Genomic DNA, 21,863 nt, shown 5'->3' on the forward strand with positions numbered 1-21,863 from the left:
CGGCTATTCATCTTTGCCGCCTGGCGGTTTGCCGTAGAGTTCGGCAACTAAAGTACTCATAACCAGAGACAAGTAACTGACCGCTGATAATGCCCTTTCATAGGCCATACGGGTAGGGCCTATCACCCCGATAGTCCCCACCGCCTCGTCCGGTATGCCGTACTGGCTGACTATCAGACTGTAATCACGTATTTCGGCGGAGGCATTTTCCTGGCCGATATATACCTGCACCCCCCGGTTAAAAGGCGAGGGCGGGGCAATCATCTTGGAAAGCTTTTTCTGCTCCAGCAGCTGCATTATCTCCTGAACCCGTTGGTTCTGGTGAAATTCGGGCTGCTCCAGCATATAGTGCAGCCCGTCAAAGAAAGGTTCGCGGCTTTCCTGCTCGTCCTCACCCCGCATCATTTTTACCAGGCTGTCCTTGACCTTCAGTTCATCCGGGTTAAGGTTAAGCGTTTTCTGTTCTATCTGGAAACGGGTCAGCCCGGCATAGGCGTCATTTAGGCGGTTTGATATAAGGGTGAGTTCCGGCTGGGAAACGGTATTTTCAAAGTTTATAAGCTGCTGTTTTACCTTAGCCCCGCGCAGTATCAGAACTACCAGTACCAGATTATCCTGTAAGCTGACCAGCTCTATATGATGGACCTTGCCCTGTGTCTGGCGGGGCATGGTAACAACCGCCATACTCTGGACACGCTGGGAAAGGACAGCCACAGTCAGGTTCAGCCACTCCTCCATCTCTTTTTCCACCTGATGAAAAAGATGGCGGATAAGAAACTTGTCATTAGTCGGCAGTTCCACATCTTTCAGGGATTCCACATAATAGCGGTAACCCTTGTCTGCCGGAATACTGCCGGCAGAGTGATGGGGACGCAGGATATAACCCTCGGTTTCCAGCCGCACAACTTCGTTGCGGATAGTGGCCGAACAAATATCCAGACCGCAATCCTCCAGTATGGAAGATGACGATACCGGTACCGCTTTGGTTATATACTGCCTGACTATGGAACGCAGTATTATCTCTGCCCTGGGTGTTAGCACTCTTGCTACCTCGTTAGCACTCTATTAGCTTGTTTGCTAATACAGGTATAATTTAGCATGACTGCCAACCACTGTCAAGGGTAAATTATGCCCCCTCTCCGGCTGTCAATAAAGTGACCGGCTTCAATTGACCCTCTGAAAGGGGTCTGATATAATTCACCCATATGGAAATAAAATGGTTAGGCCACTCGTGCTTTCGCCTTAAAGGCAAAAATACTACTGTAATTACTGACCCGTTCCCTTCCAGCCTGGGGTTTGCCATGGGCAAACAAAGTGCCGAGGTAGTTACCGTAAGCCATGCTCATGCTAATCATTCGTTTACCTCAGCTATTGACGGCAACCCCCATATTGTAAGCGGCCCCGGCGAATACGAAATCGGGGACGTTATCATCTTGGGTCTTTCCACTTTTCATGATGACGCCAAGGGCAGCGAACTGGGCAAAAACACCATTTACCAGATGGAGATAGATGACTTGTCCATTTGCCATCTGGGTGATATAGGCCAGGGATTGACTGACAGCCAGATTGAAGAGCTGGGACGGGTGGATATTCTCCTTTTGCCGGTTGGCGGTGGCAATACTGTCAGCCCGGGCAAAGCCGCTGAGATAATGCGCAAGCTGGAACCGTCTATCGTCATTCCCATGCACTTCCAGAGTGATTTATCCACCAGTTCACTTTTGCCTATAGGCCAGTTTCTAAAAGAAATAGGTATAAGCAATCTTGAACCCCAATCTAAGCTGAATATCACCAGAGGCAATTTGCCTGTAACCACTCAGGTTATGTTACTGCAGCCCTGAAACCCGGAAAACAAGAGCTGCGCGGAAGGATAAGCGCTGAATGCACTGCCTGAAACGGGTTGCTATTTCCGCCATTCTGGCTTTGGGGCTTTTGGCAGGCCTCCTGCCCCAAACACCGCTTAGTGCTGCCTCCACCCATGAATACTGGGCGGTAGTAGTGGGCATTTCGGATTACCAGAAAATTACAGATGTATCAGGCTTGGCCAACGGCGCCCAAAAATTCGCAGCTTCCCTAAAGCAAGCCTGGGGCGATGACCATGTAAAGCTGCTGACCAACAGCAACGCTGATAAATCTTCTATAAAGTCCGCCCTGGACTGGATGATAGACCAAGAAGATGACAACGATACAGTGGTCTTTTTCTTTGCCGGACACGGTGACAGCCAATCATATATAGCCCCTTATGACGCTTATTATGTTTCGGAATGGATTTCAAGCCAGGAGCTTTCCAACTGGCTCGCGCCGCTGGAATCCCATTATCAGGCTGTAATACTGGAATCCTGCTATTCGGCCGGATTTGCTGATGATTTAAACCAAACCGGGCGGCTAGTTCTCTATTCGTCACTGGCAGAAGAAGTCTCCTGGGCAGACGGGGACAGCGGCCTTTTTTCCGGATATATAAATGACGGCCTCAGCTATGTGCCGAATGCGGACATAAACGGTGACGGTCTGATATCTCTGGAAGAGCTCTTTTTCTATGCCCAGCCCCGCACTACAGATGAGTCCCGATTAGCTTTATCTCTGCAGCATCCCTTTCTGTCAGACGGCATAGGCGGAGAACTTAGCCTTATCGGCAAGCTGCTTCTGACCACCTCCATACCTATAAGCGGCAACTATAACTACATAATAGTAGACGGCCAAACCTATTCACTCAGCTACACGCAATTAAACTTCACCCCCGGTACTACCCATGAGATTACCGCTTTGAACATAGATGCCCTGCCAGGGGTGCGTTATTTTTTCAATAGCTGGGCAGACGGGGTTACCTCTGCCAGCCGTTCATTTGTCAGCGGGGCTAACCTTGAAGCAGTTTATTCCCGCCAGTATCTTCTAACAATAGACGCCCCTACCACCGCAGTCAGCGGCAGCGGATGGTATGACCAGTACACCTTTGCCAACCTTTCAGCCCCGGATATAGAAGAAGGCGGTATCCGCTATACATTTACCGGCTGGAGCGGTGATATAACAGGGCCTTTTGACAGTACCCGCATTGTGATGGACAAGCCCAAAACTGTAAAAGCGAACTATGATATTGAATACTTGCTGAATTTGTCTTCTCCGTACGGCACACCTGAAGGCAGCGGCTGGTATGCCGCCGGCAGCACAGTGAAACTAAGCGCACCTAAAGCGGAAGGCTTTTTAATCCGCCAAGTATTCGAAAGCTGGAGCGGAGACTATACCGGCACAGATGCAAATGCTATTATCACCCTTAACAAACCCCTGGATATTTCCGCCAATTTCAAGGCAGACTATACTTTCCTGTATATTGCCATTGGGCTGGGGGCAATTGTGATTGGCTGGATAATACTGGCCGTATCCAGACGCCGGAAAATCTATTACAATACTATCTGACAATATTCCCTGTTTTTTGAGAAAAGGATAATACAAAGCCCGCATGGAAGCATATTTAGATATTGAAACAACCGGCCTTTCGCCTTATCAGTCAGAACTTACAGTTATAGGTATCCATCTGGTAAACGGGGACTCTATACCGGGCCTTATCCAGCTGGTAGGTAAAGAATGCACCGCCGAAAACGTGATGGCTTCTTTAGCAGGTACAGACATACTCTATACCTACAACGGCAAGGGGTTTGACCTGCCGTTCATTCACCGGAAACTGGGTATAGACCTCAGCCGCCATTTCAACCACCGTGACCTCATGTTTGACTGCTGGGACAAAAACCTTAAGGGCGGGCTGAAAAAAGTGGAATGCCAGCTGGGTATCTCACGTGAGCTTACCGAAGTAAACGGTTATGTAGCCGTTCAGCTATGGTGGAGTTACATAAATAACTTTGATACCCGGGCACTAAAAACATTACTGGCCTACAACCGGGAAGATGTAGTAAACCTTAAAACCCTTAAAGACATGCTATTGAATCACTGCACCTATTGACTGGCGGGTTAGTCCTAACTATAATCTTCTAAAATGTATTTATGGAGGCGTTTAGATGGAATGGTATGAAATCCTTCTTATTGTGGTTGTACTCTGGGCGGTAATTCACACTTACATGGATATGCAGATTAAGAAACAGGTGGAAAAACTCCAGAAAGAGTTTGATTCCCACAAGCACTAATCCGTTTTTATTTTTTGACTAAAGGGCCGGAGGAATCCGGCCTTTCTTTATTTCGGCAAACTTCATAACAAGCTATTATCCCCACCCCCCAGCACGCCATTTCAGCCATTTTCCGGCACTTTACGGCTAATCCCTTTTGCCTGCCAGCCCTTGCCCAGTTTCTGACTGTAAGCCCCCAGGACGAACCGGCTATTATTATGTAAATTTGTAGTCCAAAAAGTTTAGACCGGCCTAAAAATCCTTAAAATAGAAGAGCCCCCCGTCTCCGGGGGGCTCTTTTTGGTTACTTTAGGACTGTTAGTCCTTTTTCACTTTGTAGTTTATTAGACTACGCGGCGAGTGCGAACAATCAGGACGATTACGGCGATAGTCAGTACAGCACCGACAGCCACAATCAGCCAGATGTAGGCAGGAGTTTCAGCCTGGGGTACTTCTAAGGTGATGTCCGGAGGATTATTTACTTCAACCGGAGCGGCATCAGCCTTAACAGTAGTGAATACAGCCGGGAACCATTCGCTGGTGCTGTTGGCGGTATTGACGCGAACTCTCCAGTAGTAGCTGGCGGAGTTGCTCAAAGTGCCGTCATAAGCCCAGTAATTGGTGGTCAGGTTCTTGGTAGCCAAAACCTTGGTAGCATCAGCGAAGGTAGGATCGGTGCTGAGTACGAGGTCATAGCTTACAGCAGTAGAAACTGCATCCCAAGTGAATACGGGGTTAACGGGTACGTTTGAAGCACCGTTGGTGGGCATCAGGTTGACAGTGTAGGTCAAAGGCTGAGGCTGGGTGGAGACTGAAGCAGTACCCACGAAGCTCATGACAGGGCTGACAGCCCAAACGCTTACCTGATAGACGGTGTCTTCGGAAACTATGAAGCCAGTAACGTCATTTTTGAAAGTGGCGGAAAGAGAGGTAATTCCATTTCTCTGATTGACATCAGCGGCGGTAACAGTGTAGGCAACTTTGTAAGCGGTAGTAGCATCGGTTACAACTACAAAGTACTTAACGGTTACACCAGTGTTATCAACATTCAAAGCATCCCAAGTTACCTTGACAGAATCAGTGGTAGCGGTGGCCTGAACGTTGGTAACAGGTACAGCCATCTTGTCGGTGTAAACATACAATGAAGCACCAAAGATACCGTAAAGCATGTTAGCACCGGGGGCGGCAACACCAATCAGTTTGGTAGCACCAGTAGCACCGGTAGGTTTAGCAATAATACCAGCTGTATAGTTAGTGCCAGCATTGGTGATGCGGATCAGGTTGTTCCAAGAACCATCCAGTACATACAGGACGTTTCCGCCGGAAGCAATACCGGAGAAGATACCAACGCCGTTATCAACATCAGCATAGCTGCTGCTGTCAAAGGCATAAGCACCGGTAACTGTATTGTCAATCCGTGTCCAAACAGGAGCGGCAGCAGCGAAGTCATATTTGTACACGCCGCCATTGCTGCTGGTCAGGTAGACAACACTGTTGCTGCCGTTCTGGAAGGTTACCAAAGATGTACCGGAAACAGCTACGGCAGAAGCAGCGCTCCAGGTAACGCCACCATCGGTGGATCTTGAAATGCTGCCATTTGAACCGCCGGCTACCAGGGTAGAACCGTCAGTTGAAACGGCAAATGAGGTAACAGTGCCAACAGCACAGGTGCGGGCGAACCAGAGAACGCCGTTGGTGCTGGTCTGATAAACAACACCGCTGCCGCCTACCAGTACAGTGTTGGCATTGGAAACGAACCATGACTGAATTGTAGTACCCAGAGCAGTAGTAATATCACTTATCTGCTTGGCAAAGGTCTGGCCGTTATCCAATGAACGCCAGATATTAACACCACCAAGATCAGCAATGAATACTGCGTCACCAGCAGGTGAAACTGCAACATCAAGCTGATTAAACAGAGCAGATGAAAGGGTAGGCTCAAGAAGTGAGGAGGAATATACACGTTCAGTAAAACCATTGGCTACACGCCAAACGCTCTGGTGAATAAAATCGTTTGTAACTACAAACAGACTTCCGGCAATGTTTTCAACACTCTGGATTGATTGGCGCATCATGGAAATAGTATTCCATGTTTTGCCGAAGTCAGCAGTGTAAGAGACACCACAGTCAACACCAGTAGTCCCAGCAAGTGCTTTACCGGAGGTATTGTAGTCAGCCATGGCAAGTACGGTTACGGGAGCCATGGAAGGACCCCAACCTGTATAACCGGTGGGACGTTTAACATTGGTAGAGAAAGTAAGGCGATCAGAAGAATACCAAATAGTCGGTAGATCAGCAGCATTGTTATAGCCGCCGATGATCAGTTTGGCATCTGCAATACCACCGACACCATCAATATCAGAAATTTCAGTAGCAGTAGCAAGCCCGCGTACGTTAAGATCTATAGTCTTGTTGCTGTTACCATACCATAGGTAGACGTCACCCTGGTTAGACAGGGTCTGAAGAGCCAACCAACCCTGGAATTTACCAGAGGTCAGGCTGGAGTTAAAATCAGAAGGAAGCCAAAGCTCAGCATGAACAACATTGGTAATAGGAGTAGTGTTATCCACTAAAACTTCTGCATCTTGGCAAAGAGCAGCCTGGTCCCACTGGTTACCAAAGTATTTTGCACTGATAAATGTGCCAAGATTGCTCTGAGCAACCGCGATAATACCTTGCTTGGTTGCAAAGTCAGTGGGGTCAACCTTTACATCATAAACACTAGAAGAACCCCAAGCAGTAGTGCGTTGAGTGTTAAGAGAAAGGTTTGACCAAGGCATACCAAAGGCGGTTTCCTGGCACATAAATACGCCGTTATTGACATCCAGACCAGCAAAAGTGGCGGTGCCTGCAAAGACGTATTTATTGGCTCCGGCATAACCGATATCAAGAGTTACTATAATGTTGGTACCGGTAAGAGGAGCAATGGCCCAGGCATTATCAATAGCCCATTGATAAACACTGGAGAGCTGGTTCCAAGTTGTACCGCCATCTTTAGTGGTATAAATAGCGGTACCATCGGTATAGTACAATTCGTTGGCATTAACGGGAGAAGCCACCAAGTCATAAATTATACCGGTGGTAGCAATGGTGAGTTTTTTCCAAGTGCGGCCTGCATCGGTTGACTTGAAGATGCAAACATTACCACCATATGTAGCAGTGGCATAAACGGCAGTTTTATCAGCGTTCCACACCAGTATACCAATCTCGGTAAACCGGTTAGTGGCATCGCTGACTACATAGCCGCCAGTTGCGCCGGAGCCGGGCAGGGAGATTTTGCTCCAAGCCTGGTTGGCAGCAGCTACGGGAGTAGCGACTGCGAACATGGACAGAACCATGGCAGCAGTCAGGACTACGCCCAGAACTTTACTTATTTTTGTCTTAAACATCGACCTATAAATTTCCTTTTAAAATTATTTTATGCAAATGTCTTCATATTATATATGTATATATGAAGACCAAGAGTGGTCCAATTCAGCATCAATCAAAGACGCTTCCCCTTACGGGTGCATACCAATTACACCACCTCCTTTCAAGGTTTAACCTATCTTATATAATAACACAGCCTGTCAATAGTTTACGGGCATTTTAACTTAATTTGGCTGAAAGTACTATAGTTTTCAGGTACTTTACGTTCAAAAATATTTTTTATCCCTTTTGGTTTACATTTCTTTCTGGAGGTTAGCCAGGAAGTCAGCATTGTTTCTGGAGCGGCGCAGGCGGTCCAGCAGGCGCTCGTTAACCTCTGTATAGTGGTTAGCGTCATCAGCAATAATGGCAACCATCCTCCGCAAAAGCTGTACCTGCTTGTAGTTGTCACCCAGCAGCAGCTCTTCACGGCGGGTGCTTGAGCGAGATATATCCAGGGCAGGGAATACACGGCGTTCGGCCAAGCGGCGTTCCAGATGAAGTTCCATATTGCCGGTGCCCTTGAACTCTTCGTAAATAAGGTCATCCATGCGGCTGCCGGTTTCCACCAGACAGGTGGCAATGATGGTAAGCGAACCGCCTTCTTCGGTATTGCGGGCAGCCCCGAAGAATTTCTTGGCAGGGTGAAGGGCTACCGGGTCAATACCGCCGGAAAGGGTGCGGCCTGATGAAGGCATGGCCAGATTGTAGGCGCGGGTAAGGCGGGTAATGCCGTCCAGCAGGATAAAGACGTCTTTGCCGCTTTCCACCATACGCTTTGCCCGTTCCAGTGCCAGTTCGGCTACCCGGGTCTGGTTTTCCACCGGTTCGTCAAAGGTGGCGGCCATAACTTCGCCCCGTACGTGGCGGCGCATATCGGTTACTTCCTCAGGGCGTTCACCTATAAGGACTACCATTATATGTATATCGTTATAATTGGTAGCAGTTGCATTGGCTATATTTTTCAAAATGGTGGTCTTGCCGGCTTTGGGCGGGGAAACGATAAGGCCGCGCTGTCCCCGGCCGATGGGGGCTATCAGGTTTATAAGGCGGGTGGCAAGTTCGTGCGGCGTAGTTTCCAGGTTTATAAGGCGGTCAGGGAAAGTGGGAACTAAAGCACCAAAATTGGGGCGGCGTTTGGCCATTTCGGGGTTAAGGTCATTGATGGCTTCCACCCGCAGAAGACTGTAATATTTTTCACCCGGCTTGGCAGGGCGTCCCTGCCCTATTACCATGTCACCGGTACGAAGCCCGAAACGGCGTATCTGGGACTGAGACACATATATGTCTGACGAACTGGGCAGTAAAGATGCCTGGCGCAAAAATCCGTATCCGTCCGGCATTATTTCCAGAATACCCGAACAGAACACATTCCCCTGTGATTCAGTATACACCTGAATAAGGCGCATCACCAAATCCTGCTTTTTAAGGGCAGTAACCCCGTTTACGCCCATTTCCTTGGCAATATCCAGAAGCTCTTCACGAGTCTTCTTCTCAAGTTCACTCAGCTCAAATTGCCCGATTTCCATTGTGTCTCACCCCCTATCTACAACGAGTTATCTGTATTTTAGTTTCTATATATAAAGGAAACACCTGTGATGAACAACCTTAAATATTACTTCTGGACACTTTTCCAGTCAGCCATGAAACGGGCAATACCCGAATCTGTCAGCGGGTGCTGCATCATCTGCATCAGCACCTTGTAAGGTACGGTGGCAATACCGGCACCGGTCTGAGCCGCCTGGGTGCAGTGGAGCGGGTGGCGGATACTGGCGGCAATTACCTGGGTTTCAAAACCGTATTCCTTATATATGCTGACAATACCATTTATAAGCATCATGCCGTCATGCCCGGCATCATCCAGCCTGCCCACAAACGGGCTGACAAAGGCCGCACCGGCCAAAGCCCCCAGCAAAGCCTGATTGACCGAGAAACAAAGGGTCATATTGAAGCGGACACCCTCTTTGCTCAGCTTGGAAATAATCTCCAGCCCTTCGGCGGTGGCGGGTATTTTGACCACCACGTTGGGTGCCCATTTGGCTATCTCGCGGGCCTGCTTGAGCATTTCGGCGGGGCCTTCAGCCGTAATTTCGGCGGAGACATCACCCTCCGGCAGCAAGGCACATATCTGCTGGACTACGGACTTATAATCACTGATGCCTTCTTTGGCAACCAGGGTGGGATTGGTGGTCACGCCGCTCACCACCCCCAGTTTCAGGCCTTTTTTAATCTCTTCAATATTAGCGGTATCCAGAAAAATACGCATTTCTACCTCAGGACCAATTTATATTTATGCCCTTAGTTCAGGGCGAAAGCGGCAAAGAAGGCTGCTCACCATCTCTTATAACTTTTTTGGCAGCATTTATAAATTCACGGAACAGGGGATGGGGACGGTTCGGCCGTGAGAGAAACTCCGGGTGAAACTGCGAACCGACCATAAACGGATGTCCTGAAACTTCGCAAATCTCTACCAGCTTGCCGTCAGGAGACAGTCCGCTGAATACCATACCGGCTTTGGAAAGAGTGTCACGGTAATCATTATTGAACTCAAAACGGTGACGGTGACGTTCATTTATCAGCTTATTGCCGTAAGCCTGACCAGCCATAGTACCGGGCTGAATTACACAAGGATAATTGCCCAGACGCATAGTACCGCCTTTGGAATCCACCCCTCTTTGCTCCGGCAACAGGTCAATAACCGGGTAAGGGGAATCCGGCTCAAATTCGGTTGAGTGGGCTTTGTCAGACTGAAGCACGTGCCGGGCAAACTCTATCACCATAACCTGCATGCCCAGACACAAACCCAGATAGGGTATGCCGTTTTCACGGGCATACTTTACGGCGGTTATCATGCCCTCAATACCCCTGATGCCGAACCCGCCGGGTATAATAATGCCCTGAACATGTTTTAAATATTCCTCAGGGCCGTTTTTCTCAATATCCTCGGCATGCACCCAGTCTATCTGAATGTCACGCCCGTTATGAATGGCGGCATGACACAGGGACTCACGGACTGAATAATAGGCATCTTTCAGCTCTACGTATTTGCCGACCAGCGCAATCCTGACCGCTGGGGTAGGTTCTTTAATTTTTTCCACCAGCCCGCGCCAGATACTAAGGTCAGACGGGGAAGCATTCAGGTGAAGGCGGCTGACCAGCAAATCACCCACACCCTCAGACTCCAGCTTCAGGGGGACTTCATATATAGTGGAAACAGTAGGCATAAAGATAACTGCCTTGCGTTCCACATCACAGAACAAAGAAAGTTTGTCCCGGATACCTTCGGATATAGGATAATCTGCCCGGCAGACTATTATATCCGGCTGGATACCTATCCGCCTCAGCTCGTTAACACTGTGCTGGGTGGGCTTGGTTTTAAGCTCCTGGGTGGACTGTATATAAGGAAGCAGGGTTACGTGAATATAAATAACATTATCCCGCCCCATATCATTGCGCATCTGGCGGATAGCTTCCAGAAAGGGCTGACCCTCAATATCACCGACAGTACCGCCCACTTCCACTATTACCACATCCGCTTTGGAACGGTCTGCCAGACGCTGTATTCTGGCCTTTATCTCCTGGGTGACATGGGGTACGACCTGTATAGTCCCCCCCAGATAATCACCCCGGCGCTCTTTATTTATAACTTCGGAATATACCTGGCCGGAGGTGACAGTGGAGTCAGCGGTAAGCTCAATGTCTATAAAGCGTTCATAGCTGCCCAAATCAAGGTCTGTTTCCGCCCCGTCCTGGGTTACAAAAACCTCGCCATGCTGATAGGGTGACATGGTACCGGGGTCTACATTCAAATAGGGGTCAAGCTTTTGAACTGAAACACTCAGTCCCCGGCTTTTAAGAATATTTCCCAGTGAGGCAACGGTAATGCCCTTGCCTACAGAACTAACCACACCGCCAGTTACAAAAACAAATTTTGACATAATAACCTGCTAAGACTTGATAAGATGAGAGTAAAATAGAAAGGCAAATTTCGAACCTTTGCCATAAATTTGAAAACTGATAGACAAAGCAGAAGTCTGATTCATTAAATCGTTTTTATTATAAGGATGTGCCTTAGGCTTGTCAACATTATATATACATGGAAAAGCCGCTTTTCTTAAACTGTATTGATACTGTTTTATTAACTTTAATAATATATTGTTGACATTATTCATACCACCATAATATAATAGAAAACAGGTATTTCCCAGGGGGAATTGTATGGCTAATGAAAAAAACTTATACGAAACACTGGGCGTAGCCAAAACCGCCAGCGCAGACGAAATCAAGAAGGCATACCGCAAGCTTGCCCGCAAGTACCACCCGGATCTGAATCCGGGGGATAAGACGGCTGAAGAAACCTTCAAGAAGATTAACCAGGCTTATGAAGTACTTAACAACCCTGAAAACCGGGCCAAGTATGACAAGTATGGTGACCAGTGGCAGTATGGCGAACAGTTTGAAAAAGCCCGGGCCAGCCAGCAGCAAACCCAGGGCAACCCCTTTGGGGGGTATGATTTCAGCTTTGGAGGCAGCGAAGGCGGCGGGTTTGAAGATATTTTGAGCCAGATGCTGGGCGGCCGTATGGGCGGGCGCCGAAGCCGCCCCCAGCCTGGACAAAGCATTGAACAACCCGTAGACATTTCGCTGGAAGAAGCCGCCAGCGGCACCAGCCGTCTGCTAAGTTTCCAGATGCAAAAACCCTGCGAGACCTGCGGAGGCAGCGGGGCAAAAGATAAAAAGGTCTGCCCCACCTGCCAGGGTACAGGTATAAATCCGGGAATTGAAAGGCTGGAAGTCAAAATACCGGCCGGGGTCAAAAATGACTCAAAAATCCGTTTGGCAGGCAAGGGCGGGTATGGACAATCGGGTGGACAAAGGGGTGACCTATTCCTCCGGATACATGTCCGCCCCAATGATAGATTTGAACGCAAGGATGATGACCTTACGGTAAACGTACCGGTAAACCTGACTACCGCCATGCTGGGCGGGGAGATATTTGTCCCCGCACTCAAAGGCAAACTGGCCCTGAAAATACCGGCCGAAACCCAGAACGGGCGGACTTTCCGCTTAAAAGGGCAGGGCATCCCCCACTTAGGCAAAGACGGCAGCGGGGATTTACTGGCCAAAATCAGCATTGTGCTGCCGGAAAAACTTACTGCCGCTGAAAGAGACCTTTTTGAAAAACTGCGCCAGCTTAGGCCGGACAGTTAAAGGGAGATATTTATGGAAAATGCAAACCAGCCCCGTTATGTAATCTCAGTAGCTGCCGAAATACTGGGTATGCAGACTTATACCCTGCGGTATTACGAAAGGGTGGGCATTATCAAGCCTTTCCGTTCGCAGGGCAGGATAAGATTATACTCGGAACAGGATATTGAACGGCTGAAACTGGCCAAAACCCTGCTGGATGATTTGGGTATAAATATGGCCGGGGTTGAAGTAATCTTAAACATGCGTAACCGCATTCAGGAGCTTATATCCGAAAACGAAGCCCTGAGGGAAGAAATACAATTACTCAGAGAGGAGTAAACCCGTGAGACAGGAAAAATTTACCGAACAAGCCCAGGAAGCCCTCAGTGCTTCACAGATGCTGGTGCAGGAGTACCAGCACAGCCAATGGGACGTTGAACATGTACTGCTGGCCCTTATCCGTCAGGAAAAGGGGCTGGTGGGTGAAATACTAAAAGAACTTAAAGTAAGCTCAGAGGAAATAACCAAGCAGCTGGTGGACTCTTTAAAGCGTTCGCCCAAAGCGGTAGGCGGCAATATCCAGATATACCCCACCCCCCGCATTATAAACCTGCTGCAAACCGCCAACAACGAAGCAGAGCGCCTGCGGGACGAGTTTATCGGCACGGAACATTTACTGGTGGCCATTGCCGGAGATACCCAGGGAGAATCCGCCCGCATACTGAAGCAGTTTGGTATTGACCAGGAAAAAGTATATTCCGCTCTCCAGAAAATACGGGGCGGACACAGGGTGACCGACGCCAGAGCCGAAAGCAAATACCGGGCGCTGGCCAAATACAGCCGTGACCTTACCGAACTGGCCAAGCAGGGCAAAATAGACCCGGTAATAGGCCGTGACCAAGAAATCCGCCGGGTTATGCAAATACTCTCCCGCCGTACCAAAAACAACCCGGTGATTGTGGGTGAAGCGGGCGTGGGTAAAACCGCCATTGCCGAAGGGGTTGCCCAGAAAATTGCGGATAATGACGTACCCGAATCCCTGCGTGACCGCAAGGTAATGGCCCTGGATATGGGCGCTCTGGTTGCCGGAAGCAAGTTCCGCGGAGAGTTTGAAGAACGCCTCAAAGCGGTCATGGACGAGGTGCGCCAATCCGCCGGTGAGATTATCCTTTTCATAGACGAAATCCATACTGTAGTCGGGGCGGGAGCGGCTGAGGGGGCTATAGATGCCTCAAATATGCTCAAACCGGCTTTGGCCAGAGGTGAACTTCAGACAATAGGGGCTACCACTCTGGATGACTACCGCAAATATATTGAGAAAGATACCGCTCTGGAGCGCCGTTTCCAGCCGGTGTTTGTGGACGAACCTACAGTTGAACAGACTATTGAAATATTAAAGGGCATCAGACCCAAATACGAAGCCCACCATAAGCTGAAAATAACTGAGGCCGCTCTGGAGGCAGCCGCCAGACTGTCCAGCCGATATATAACCGAACGCCAGCTGCCGGACAAGGCAATAGACCTTATTGACGAAGCGGCCAGTAAACTCCGTCTGGACAGCGAAAGCGCCCCGCCGGAAGTAAAAAAACTGGAAGATGAACTCCGCCAGGCAGGTATTGAGGAAGAGGCCGCTTCCCAGCTTCAGGAATACGAAAAAGCGGCTGAACTCAAGGCTGAAAAGATGCGTCTTGAGGAAAAATTCAACACCGCCCGTGAGGATTGGCTGAAACAGGAGAAAATAGCCGAAGAAGTCACCGCCGAACAGATTACCACTTTGGTTTCGTCTATGACCGGCATACCGGTCAGCCAGATGCTGGAAGGCGAAGCTTCCAAACTGCTGAATATGGAAGAACGCATCCACGAGCGTATGGTAGACCAGGAGGAGGCGGTAAAAGCCGTAGCCGAAGCTATCCGCCGCAGCCGGGCCGGTCTTAAAGACCCGCGCCGCCCCATCGGCAGCTTTTTGTTCTTAGGCCCGACCGGGGTTGGCAAAACCGAACTTGCCCGCAGCTTAGCCTGGTTTTTGTTTGATGACGAAACCGCCATGGTCAGGCTGGACATGTCCGAATATCAGGAAAAACACACTGTTTCCCGTCTGGTAGGTGCTCCTCCCGGATACGTGGGCTACGACGAAGGCGGGCAGCTGACTGAACTGGTTCGCCGCCGCCCGTACCGGGTTATCCTGCTGGACGAAATTGAAAAAGCCCATCCGGATGTATACAACACCCTGCTCCAGCTGCTGGATGACGGCCGCCTGACAGACGGGCAGGGCAGAACGGTGGACTTTAAAAATACGGTTATCATTATGACCTCCAACGCGGGCATAGAAACTATCAAACGTGAATCTGCCCTGGGTTTTGCCGTCAGGACTGATGACTCCAAAACCCGCCATGACGGCTATGAACGCATGAAAGACAAGGTCATGGCCGAGGTTAAAAAGACCTTCCGCCCGGAGTTTATCAACCGGGTAGACGAAATAATTGTCTTCCATGAGCTGGCCGAAGAACAGATACGCCAGATAGTGGATTTTATGATAAAAGATGTTTCCAAACGGCTTGAAGAACGCAAACTCAAGCTGGAGCTGACCGATGCCGCCAAAGGCTGGCTGGCCAAGGTGGGTTATGACCCGGCCTTTGGTGCCAGACCCCTTCGCAGAGCCATTGAAAGATACATAGAAAGCCCGCTGGCTGACAAGCTGCTTCGCAATGAGTTCAGCGAAAATGCTACAATACTGGTGGACAAGGCGGATGAAGCCCTGAGTTTCAGCCAGAAGGCCGCCTGATACCAGGAAGGCCTTGGATAGTGGATCTGCCCGAAGAAGACATCTCAATATGTGAAACCGGTGCCGAGCTGAAAACCCGTGCTTGGTTTAAAAGGTGGGGGATTTGGCTCGGCATTCTGGTGATAATTATCAGTATTGCCCTTTCGGTCTGGCTTATTATCCGCCGGGATATTATTCAGGACCTGGCCGGTTACGGCTACATAGGCATGTTTGCCATCAGCTTTCTGGGCAGCTCCATCTCCATTGTCCCGGTGCCTATGCTGGCTGTCCAGTTTACTCTGGGGGGTGTTTTGCCCCCGCCGGTGGGGGAGCCGATACTGGGGCCCCTTTTTGCCGGAATAGTAGCCAGCTTAGCCGAAGCCTTAGGCGGCTTCTCCATTTACATGACCGGCTACTCCGGCAAATCCAGCCTGGCCGGGTCAGATTCAGGCAGCAAACTGAACCGCCTCTACTGCAAAATGATACGACTGATGGAAAGGCGGGGTTCGCTCATGGTCTTCATCCTTTCAGCCATTATCAACCCTTTTTTCTACCCCATGACTTTGGCTGCCGGAGCGGTAAATTTCGGTATCCGCAAATTTATGCTGATTTCACTGGCCGGCAAATTTATAAAATGCACTGCCATCTGTTATGCCGGATATTTCGGCTTAACCCGCCTGTTTGGTTTTTAAGAGGTTCGTATTACCCTTTAAATTGACCCGTTTCAAAGCTTGGCGTATAATAAAAAGCTGTCACTCAGATATAAAGAGGCTGTCTGCTTTGCATGAATCTTGCGGCATTTTCGGTGTATTTGCCCCCGGTCAGGATGTAGCCCGGCTCACATTTTTCGCCCTGTTTGCCTTGCAGCACAGGGGACAGGAAAGTTCAGGTATTTCTACATCTGACGGGCGGGAACTTAAGCTTTATTCCCAGATGGGTCTGGTCTCCCATATCTTTACTGAAGATATACTCCGCAAACTGGGCGGACATATTGCCATAGGGCATAACCGTTATTCCACCACCGGTTCAAGCCAGCAGATAAACGCCCAGCCATTCCTGATGGGACAAGGCGACAACGTTATGGCCATAGCCCATAACGGCAATATAGTTAATTCCGAAGCCCTGAATGCCGAACTAAGCTCTCAGGGATATGTTTTTAAAAGTTCTACAGATACCGAAATAATCGGCCAGCTTATCCTGTCAGCAGTTGAAACCGACTGGGTCAAACGGATACGCTATGCCATGAACCGCCTTAAAGGGGCTTTTTCCTGCACCATTATGACCAAAGACACCCTCTACGCCATGCGTGACCCGCTGGGCGTCCGCCCCCTGTGCCTGGGCAAAATTCAAGGGGGTTACGTAGTTGCTTCCGAAAGCTGTGCCCTTGACCATATCGGGGCTGATTTCATACGCGAAATAGAGCCAGGTGAAATTCTGGCTATAAATGAAAACGGGGTAACCAGTTTCAAACAGCCGATTTCCCGCCGGGCTTTGTGCATATTTGAATTTATTTATTTTGCCCGCCCTGACAGCCAGATAGACGGGCAGCTTTTATATTCCGCCCGCCAGGCTATGGGGGCAGAGCTGGCCAGAGAGTACCCGGTAGAAGCGGATTTGGTGATAGGCGTACCTGACTCCGCTACAGCAGCCGGTATAGGTTATGCTATAAATTCAGGCATACCCCCGGCCGAAGGCCTTATTAAAAACCGCTACATGGGGCGGACATTTATTCAGCCTGACCAGCACCTTCGTGACCTGGGGGTAAAGCTCAAGTTCAACCCCCTGAGGAGTGTCCTGGAAGACAAGCGGGTAGTACTGGTAGATGACAGCATAGTCCGCGGGACTACCACCCCCCAGGTTATCCGCCTGCTTCGCAAGGCCGGCGCCAAAGAAGTACATATGAGGGTATGCGCCCCGCCCATAACCAACCCCTGTTTCTTCGGGGTAGACATGGCCACCCGTTCGGAGCTTATTGCCGCTAAAATGAGCGTGCCTGAGATACAGAAATACATAGGGGCAGATTCACTTGGTTACCTCAGCCTGCCCGGTTTGATAAAGGCAGTGGGGCTGCCCAAAGATAACTTCTGCCTGGCCTGTTTCACCGGCGAATACGCCCTGCCGGTTCAGCTGGAGATGGATAAATTTGCACTCGGCAACCAGCGCGGCAACTGCTGCCAGATGCCCTCACCCGGCAGCTAATCCTCCCCCCGCAGGGAGTTATTCCGGATTTAACACCGCCCGAAGTTTTATACCTTCGGCGGTGTTTTTTCTTTGCAGTTGATAGCTATTTCTGATAATCTTAGATACCACAATTTGAGAGGTGGGCACATCAAAGATACATATGCCGGGGCAGGAGTAGATATAAATTCCGCCTCAAAATCAAAAGAACTCATCAAGCAGTACGCCAAAGCCACTTTGGGCTCCCAGGTACTGGCCGGGCCGGGATTTTTCGGCGGAATGTACGAATTCAAAGGTTACAAAAACCCGGTGCTGGTTTCCAGTTGTGATGGAGTAGGCACCAAACTGAAACTGGCCGGGGTGCTGAATAAACATGATACTATAGGCATTGACATTGTCAACCACTCTGTCAATGATATACTGACCTCCGGGGCTGAACCAATCTTTTTCCTTGATTACATAGCCATGGGCAAACTTTCGCCTGAAAAAATAGCTGACATTGTCAAGGGACTGTCTACTGCCTGTCTAGAGGCGGGCTGTGCCCTTATAGGCGGGGAAACGGCCGAAATGCCAGGCCTTTACCACGGGGAAGATTATGATTTGGCCGGCTTTATCGTAGGGGTAGTTGAAAAAGAAAATATGCTTATCAACCGGGGTATCAAACCGGGAGATGTCATTTTGGGTCTGGCTTCAAACGGACTCCACACCAACGGTTATTCGCTGGCACGCAAAGTTCTGGGCGAAAGCCGCGAAGCTCTGGATAAATACTATCCCGAACTGGGGCAAACCGCAGGCGAAGCCCTGCTGGTGCCTCACCGCAGTTATCTGAAAGAAATAAAGCCCAACCTCCCCCTCATAAAAGGGCTGGCCCACATAACCGGCGGCGGCCTGACAGACAATGTCCCCAGGACACTGCCCGAAGATGTATCCGCCCGTTTTGAAACCAAAAACTGGGAAATACCGCCCCTCTTCCAGCTTATCCAGAAAACCGGGGGAATAGACCGCGAAGAGATGTTCCACGTGTTTAATATGGGTATAGGCATGGTGATTATAACCGGCAGCGAAGAGGCCGCTCTGATAATGCAAAACCTGCCGGAAGCAAAAGTAATCGGGGAGATTGCAGCCCGCCAAAGTGGAGTGCAGGTAATAATTGAATAAGCAGCCTGGATTATTCCCAGAGGCAGCTTTTTCACAGACTATACTGGCATAGCTGCCAATAGCAGCTTGCCGCAAATATATTTATGTACCTGGTAAAAAATAAATTTATTTAACATAAGGAGGGATTGTCATGAGGGCTATCCTGAGCGTCTCAGATAAAACCGGTCTTATCGAATTCGCCAAAGGCTTGTCAGAACTGGGTTTTGATATATACAGCACCGGCGGAACCAAGAAATCACTCCAGCAGGCAAATGTAACCGTTCACGGTATTTCGGACATGACCGGTTCGCCTGAAATACTGGACGGACGGGTCAAAACTTTGCATCCCAAGGTACACGGCGGCATACTGGCCCGGCGTGACCTGCCCGAACATATGGCCGAACTGGAAGAACACCATATCCAACCCATTGACATGGTGGTAGTCAATCTCTACCCCTTTGTCAAGACTGTTTCCCGGCCGGATGTAAACCTGACTGATGCACTGGAGAATATTGATATAGGCGGTCCTACCATGATACGGGCTTCCGCCAAGAACTTCCCCAGTGTGATTGTAGTGGTAGACCCTCAGGATTACTCCCGTGTACTGGAACACCTTCAGGCAGGCACTCTGAGCCTTGACGAACGCAAGAAACTGGCCCAAAAGGCCTTCCAGCACGTAGCTATGTATGATACGGCCATCTCCCAGTACCTCTGGCAGGGAGAAGAGGGTTTCCCCGAAAATATGACCATAGCCCTTTCCAAACGCTATGACCTGCGTTACGGTGAAAACCCCCACCAGCCGGCTGTTTTCTATGCTGAAAACAGGGTTGGACAAGGGCAGGACAGCGGCATTACCTGGGCGCAGCAGGTCTGGGGCAAACAGCTTTCCTTTAACAATATTCTGGACGCAGACGCCGCCTGGGGAGCCGCCACTGACTTTGCGGCTGCCACAGTAGCCATAGTCAAGCATACCAATACCTGCGGTCTGGCCAGTGACGAAAACATTGCCGAAGCATATAAAAAGGCCTTTTCGGGTGACCCCGTTTCGGCTTACGGCGGTATAGTAGCCTCCAACCGTAAAGTGACACTGTCCATGGCCGAAGCCATGAAGGGTGTCTTTTATGAAATAATCATTGCCCCCGAATACGAACCGGAGGCGCTGGAATTCCTTAAAACCCGCAAGGACTTGCGAATACTAATAGCCGAACTGCCCAAACATGCGGAAAACAAGGCCGCTTCGCTGGATTACCGCCGGGTAAAAGGCGGGCTGCTGGTACAGGCGGCTGACGAACTGGCCGAAGAAGCCCTTCAGACCAAGGTAGCCACCAACCGGGCACCCACCGCTGAGGAAATGGCAGATTTGAAATTCGCCTGGCGTGCAGTCAAGCATATTAAATCAAACGCCATTGTTTTGGCTAAAAATAAAGTCCTGCTGGGCATGGGCGCCGGGCAACCCAACCGGGTAGTCAGCGTAGACATTGCCAAGAGCAAGGCCGGTGAGGCTTCAAAGGGCAGTGTCATGGCCTCAGATGCCATGTTCCCCTTCCCGGACAGCGTTGAACAGGCGGCTGCCGCCGGAGTAACCGCCATTATCCAGCCGGGCGGTTCTATCCGTGACCAGGAGTCTATTGACGCTGCCAACAAGTACAATATAGCTATGGTATTTACCGGTACCCGCCACTTCCGCCATTAGAAAGAACCGGAGGAATTATGCCTGTTAAACCGAAGTTCAATATACCCGGAAACCTGCTCTCAGGTGATACCACCGATATTTATTTTGCCCGTACAGTGGAAATACTGGCTAAGGAAAACCAGAACCCGGAGACGGTAATGGAAGTATTTACCACCCGCCCCGGTATTCTGTGCGGCCTGAGCGAGGCTGTAGAGCTTCTGCAGGCGGTATTACCGGCGGGTGAGGGTGAAATATGGGCTTTGGAAGATGGCGACCAGATTTCCGCCAAGGAAGTTGTGATGCGTATCAAAGCTCCTTACCTGAGCTTCGGTCTTTACGAGACTGTTTATTTGGGTATGCTGGCATCCGGCACAGGCTGGGCAACCGCCGCCCGTGAGTGTGTTGAAGCGGCCGGGGATATACCCGTTACCAGTTTTGGTGCCCGCCATATTCACCCGCTGGTTGCCGGACGGATGGATTACGCCGCCATGATAGGCGGGTGTAAAGGCTGTTCGTCTATTGAAGGGGCGCGCCTCTGGGGTATCAGCCCTTCGGGTACCATTCCCCATTCCCTGATACTGGTTATGGGTGATACCCTGAAAGCTACCCTGGCCTTTGACAAACACATGCCGCCCCAAGTACCCAGAGTAGCTCTGGTGGACACCTTCAAGGACGAGGTGGAAGAAAGCCTGCGGGTAGCCGAAGCCATGGGACAAAGGCTGGACAGTGTCAGGCTGGACACCCCCTTTGAGAGAGGCCGGGTTACAGCTGACCTGGTTAAAGAAGTGCGGGCTAATCTGGATATGGCCGGACACAATCACGTTAAGATATTTGTTTCCGGCGGCCTTACCCCGGAACGTATCCGCTACTTCGCAGAGAACAACGCCCCGGTAGACGGCTACGGCACAGGCAGTTATATAAGCGGCGCCCGCCCCATTGACTTCACTGCAGACCTGCACGAAATTGCGGGCAAAGCGGTAGCCAAGCGGGGGCGGATACCCGGTCTGTCCCAAAATCCCCGCCTTAAAAAAGTGCGTTAATATTCCCTGTGATACTGCTTAAAGCGGCTCTAACCAGCCGCTTTTTTATTTGACAGAAAAGCCCGCCTGAAGTATTATTCAGTATATTCTGATTTTTCTGATTTATTGCGAGGCCGAGATGGAAGAAAAATGTTGCTGCGGGGTAGATGCCATCTTAAGCGTAGATGCCCGCGGCCAGCTGGTACTGCCCAAAGAAATCCGCACTAAACTGGATATTAAGCCGGGAGACAAGCTGGCAGCTATCACCCGCCATTCAGGCGGCAAGCCCTGCTGTCTGCTGCTTATCAAAGCAGACGAATTTTCAGAACTGGCAAACGAAATAGTCAGCCCTATTTTAAAAAATATGACCGTGGCAGGAGGAAATTAGC

At 50.0% G+C, this 21,863-nt stretch carries 18 protein-coding genes; 13 read left to right on the top strand and 5 right to left on the bottom strand.

Translation table 11 applies throughout. From position 1 onward, the window contains the following. Nucleotides 1-3 precede the first annotated feature (3 nt). Entirely contained in the window at nucleotides 4-1,041 is a 1,038-nt protein-coding gene (gene hrcA / locus ACE6F3_RS01450) for a heat-inducible transcriptional repressor HrcA (protein ID WP_041343009.1), read from the bottom strand. Nucleotides 1,042-1,205: 164 nt separating this feature from the next. Between hrcA and ACE6F3_RS01455 the strand changes: the two genes are divergently transcribed. From ACE6F3_RS01455 to ACE6F3_RS01470, 4 genes are read left to right on the top strand one after another with little or no spacing between them, the layout of a single operon-like run. Then, nucleotides 1,206-1,838, top strand: a complete 633-nt coding sequence (locus ACE6F3_RS01455) for an MBL fold metallo-hydrolase (protein ID WP_077975563.1) — start codon at nucleotides 1,206-1,208, stop codon at nucleotides 1,836-1,838. A 40-nt stretch (nucleotides 1,839-1,878) separates the two neighbouring features. Continuing rightward, a complete protein-coding gene (locus tag ACE6F3_RS01460; protein WP_324664695.1) occupies nucleotides 1,879-3,408 on the top strand; it encodes a caspase family protein in 1,530 nt (509 codons plus the stop codon). Between the two features lie 43 nt (nucleotides 3,409-3,451). Continuing rightward, the gene (locus tag ACE6F3_RS01465; protein WP_058292471.1) at nucleotides 3,452-3,949 is read left to right on the top strand and encodes a ribonuclease H-like domain-containing protein; all 498 of its coding nucleotides are present in this window, start codon (nucleotides 3,452-3,454) and stop codon (nucleotides 3,947-3,949) included. A 55-nt stretch (nucleotides 3,950-4,004) separates the two neighbouring features. After that, nucleotides 4,005-4,130, top strand: coding sequence for a hypothetical protein (locus ACE6F3_RS01470; RefSeq protein WP_257787741.1), 126 nt, complete (start codon nucleotides 4,005-4,007; stop codon nucleotides 4,128-4,130). 323 nt (nucleotides 4,131-4,453) lie between these two features. Here the strand turns inward: ACE6F3_RS01470 and ACE6F3_RS01475 are convergent, their stop codons facing one another. The 4 genes from ACE6F3_RS01475 to ACE6F3_RS01490 all read right to left on the bottom strand — a co-directional run bounded on the left by ACE6F3_RS01475 (nucleotide 4,454) and on the right by ACE6F3_RS01490 (nucleotide 11,455). Next, nucleotides 4,454-7,498 carry a WD40/YVTN/BNR-like repeat-containing protein gene (locus tag ACE6F3_RS01475; RefSeq protein ID WP_392654800.1) on the bottom strand — a complete coding sequence of 1,015 codons (3,045 nt, stop codon included), beginning with the start codon at nucleotides 7,496-7,498 and terminating at the stop codon, nucleotides 4,454-4,456. 273 nt (nucleotides 7,499-7,771) lie between these two features. Further along, nucleotides 7,772-9,046: a transcription termination factor Rho gene (rho, locus tag ACE6F3_RS01480; protein WP_340710424.1), complete on the bottom strand. Its 1,275-nt coding sequence runs from the start codon at nucleotides 9,044-9,046 to the stop codon at nucleotides 7,772-7,774. Nucleotides 9,047-9,132: 86 nt separating this feature from the next. Further along, a complete protein-coding gene (fsa, locus tag ACE6F3_RS01485; RefSeq protein ID WP_058292468.1) occupies nucleotides 9,133-9,783 on the bottom strand; it encodes a fructose-6-phosphate aldolase in 651 nt (216 codons plus the stop codon). A 37-nt stretch (nucleotides 9,784-9,820) separates the two neighbouring features. Beyond that, nucleotides 9,821-11,455 carry a CTP synthase gene (locus ACE6F3_RS01490; protein ID WP_278532417.1) on the bottom strand — a complete coding sequence of 545 codons (1,635 nt, stop codon included), beginning with the start codon at nucleotides 11,453-11,455 and terminating at the stop codon, nucleotides 9,821-9,823. Between the two features lie 280 nt (nucleotides 11,456-11,735). Between ACE6F3_RS01490 and ACE6F3_RS01495 the strand changes: the two genes are divergently transcribed. From ACE6F3_RS01495 to hgcC, 9 genes are all read left to right on the top strand, one after another. Beyond that, nucleotides 11,736-12,728: a J domain-containing protein gene (locus ACE6F3_RS01495; protein ID WP_278532416.1), complete on the top strand. Its 993-nt coding sequence runs from the start codon at nucleotides 11,736-11,738 to the stop codon at nucleotides 12,726-12,728. Between the two features lie 12 nt (nucleotides 12,729-12,740). Further along, a complete protein-coding gene (locus ACE6F3_RS01500) occupies nucleotides 12,741-13,046 on the top strand; it encodes a helix-turn-helix transcriptional regulator (protein ID WP_010937097.1) in 306 nt (101 codons plus the stop codon). A 4-nt stretch (nucleotides 13,047-13,050) separates the two neighbouring features. After that, nucleotides 13,051-15,489: an AAA family ATPase gene (locus ACE6F3_RS01505; protein ID WP_324664709.1), complete on the top strand. Its 2,439-nt coding sequence runs from the start codon at nucleotides 13,051-13,053 to the stop codon at nucleotides 15,487-15,489. Nucleotides 15,490-15,506: 17 nt separating this feature from the next. Then, a complete protein-coding gene (locus ACE6F3_RS01510; protein ID WP_392655077.1) occupies nucleotides 15,507-16,160 on the top strand; it encodes a VTT domain-containing protein in 654 nt (217 codons plus the stop codon). 88 nt (nucleotides 16,161-16,248) lie between these two features. Beyond that, complete coding sequence (gene purF, locus ACE6F3_RS01515; protein WP_010937100.1) at nucleotides 16,249-17,667, top strand: amidophosphoribosyltransferase; 1,419 nt, start codon at nucleotides 16,249-16,251, stop codon at nucleotides 17,665-17,667. 114 nt (nucleotides 17,668-17,781) lie between these two features. Further along, nucleotides 17,782-18,804: a phosphoribosylformylglycinamidine cyclo-ligase gene (gene purM / locus ACE6F3_RS01520; RefSeq protein ID WP_324664710.1), complete on the top strand. Its 1,023-nt coding sequence runs from the start codon at nucleotides 17,782-17,784 to the stop codon at nucleotides 18,802-18,804. A gap of 130 nt (nucleotides 18,805-18,934) precedes the next feature. Further along, nucleotides 18,935-20,476 (top strand): bifunctional phosphoribosylaminoimidazolecarboxamide formyltransferase/IMP cyclohydrolase, encoded by a 1,542-nt coding sequence (purH, locus tag ACE6F3_RS01525; RefSeq protein WP_278532413.1) that lies wholly within the window; start codon nucleotides 18,935-18,937, stop codon nucleotides 20,474-20,476. 17 nt (nucleotides 20,477-20,493) lie between these two features. After that, nucleotides 20,494-21,495 carry a nicotinate phosphoribosyltransferase gene (locus ACE6F3_RS01530; protein ID WP_010937103.1) on the top strand — a complete coding sequence of 334 codons (1,002 nt, stop codon included), beginning with the start codon at nucleotides 20,494-20,496 and terminating at the stop codon, nucleotides 21,493-21,495. A gap of 118 nt (nucleotides 21,496-21,613) precedes the next feature. Next, a complete protein-coding gene (gene hgcC / locus ACE6F3_RS01535; protein WP_058292463.1) occupies nucleotides 21,614-21,862 on the top strand; it encodes an HgcAB-associated protein HgcC in 249 nt (82 codons plus the stop codon). Nucleotide 21,863 lies beyond the last annotated feature (1 nt).

This window comes from Dehalococcoides sp. THU4 (assembly GCF_043231265.1).
Lineage (GTDB): Bacteria > Chloroflexota > Dehalococcoidia > Dehalococcoidales > Dehalococcoidaceae > Dehalococcoides > Dehalococcoides mccartyi.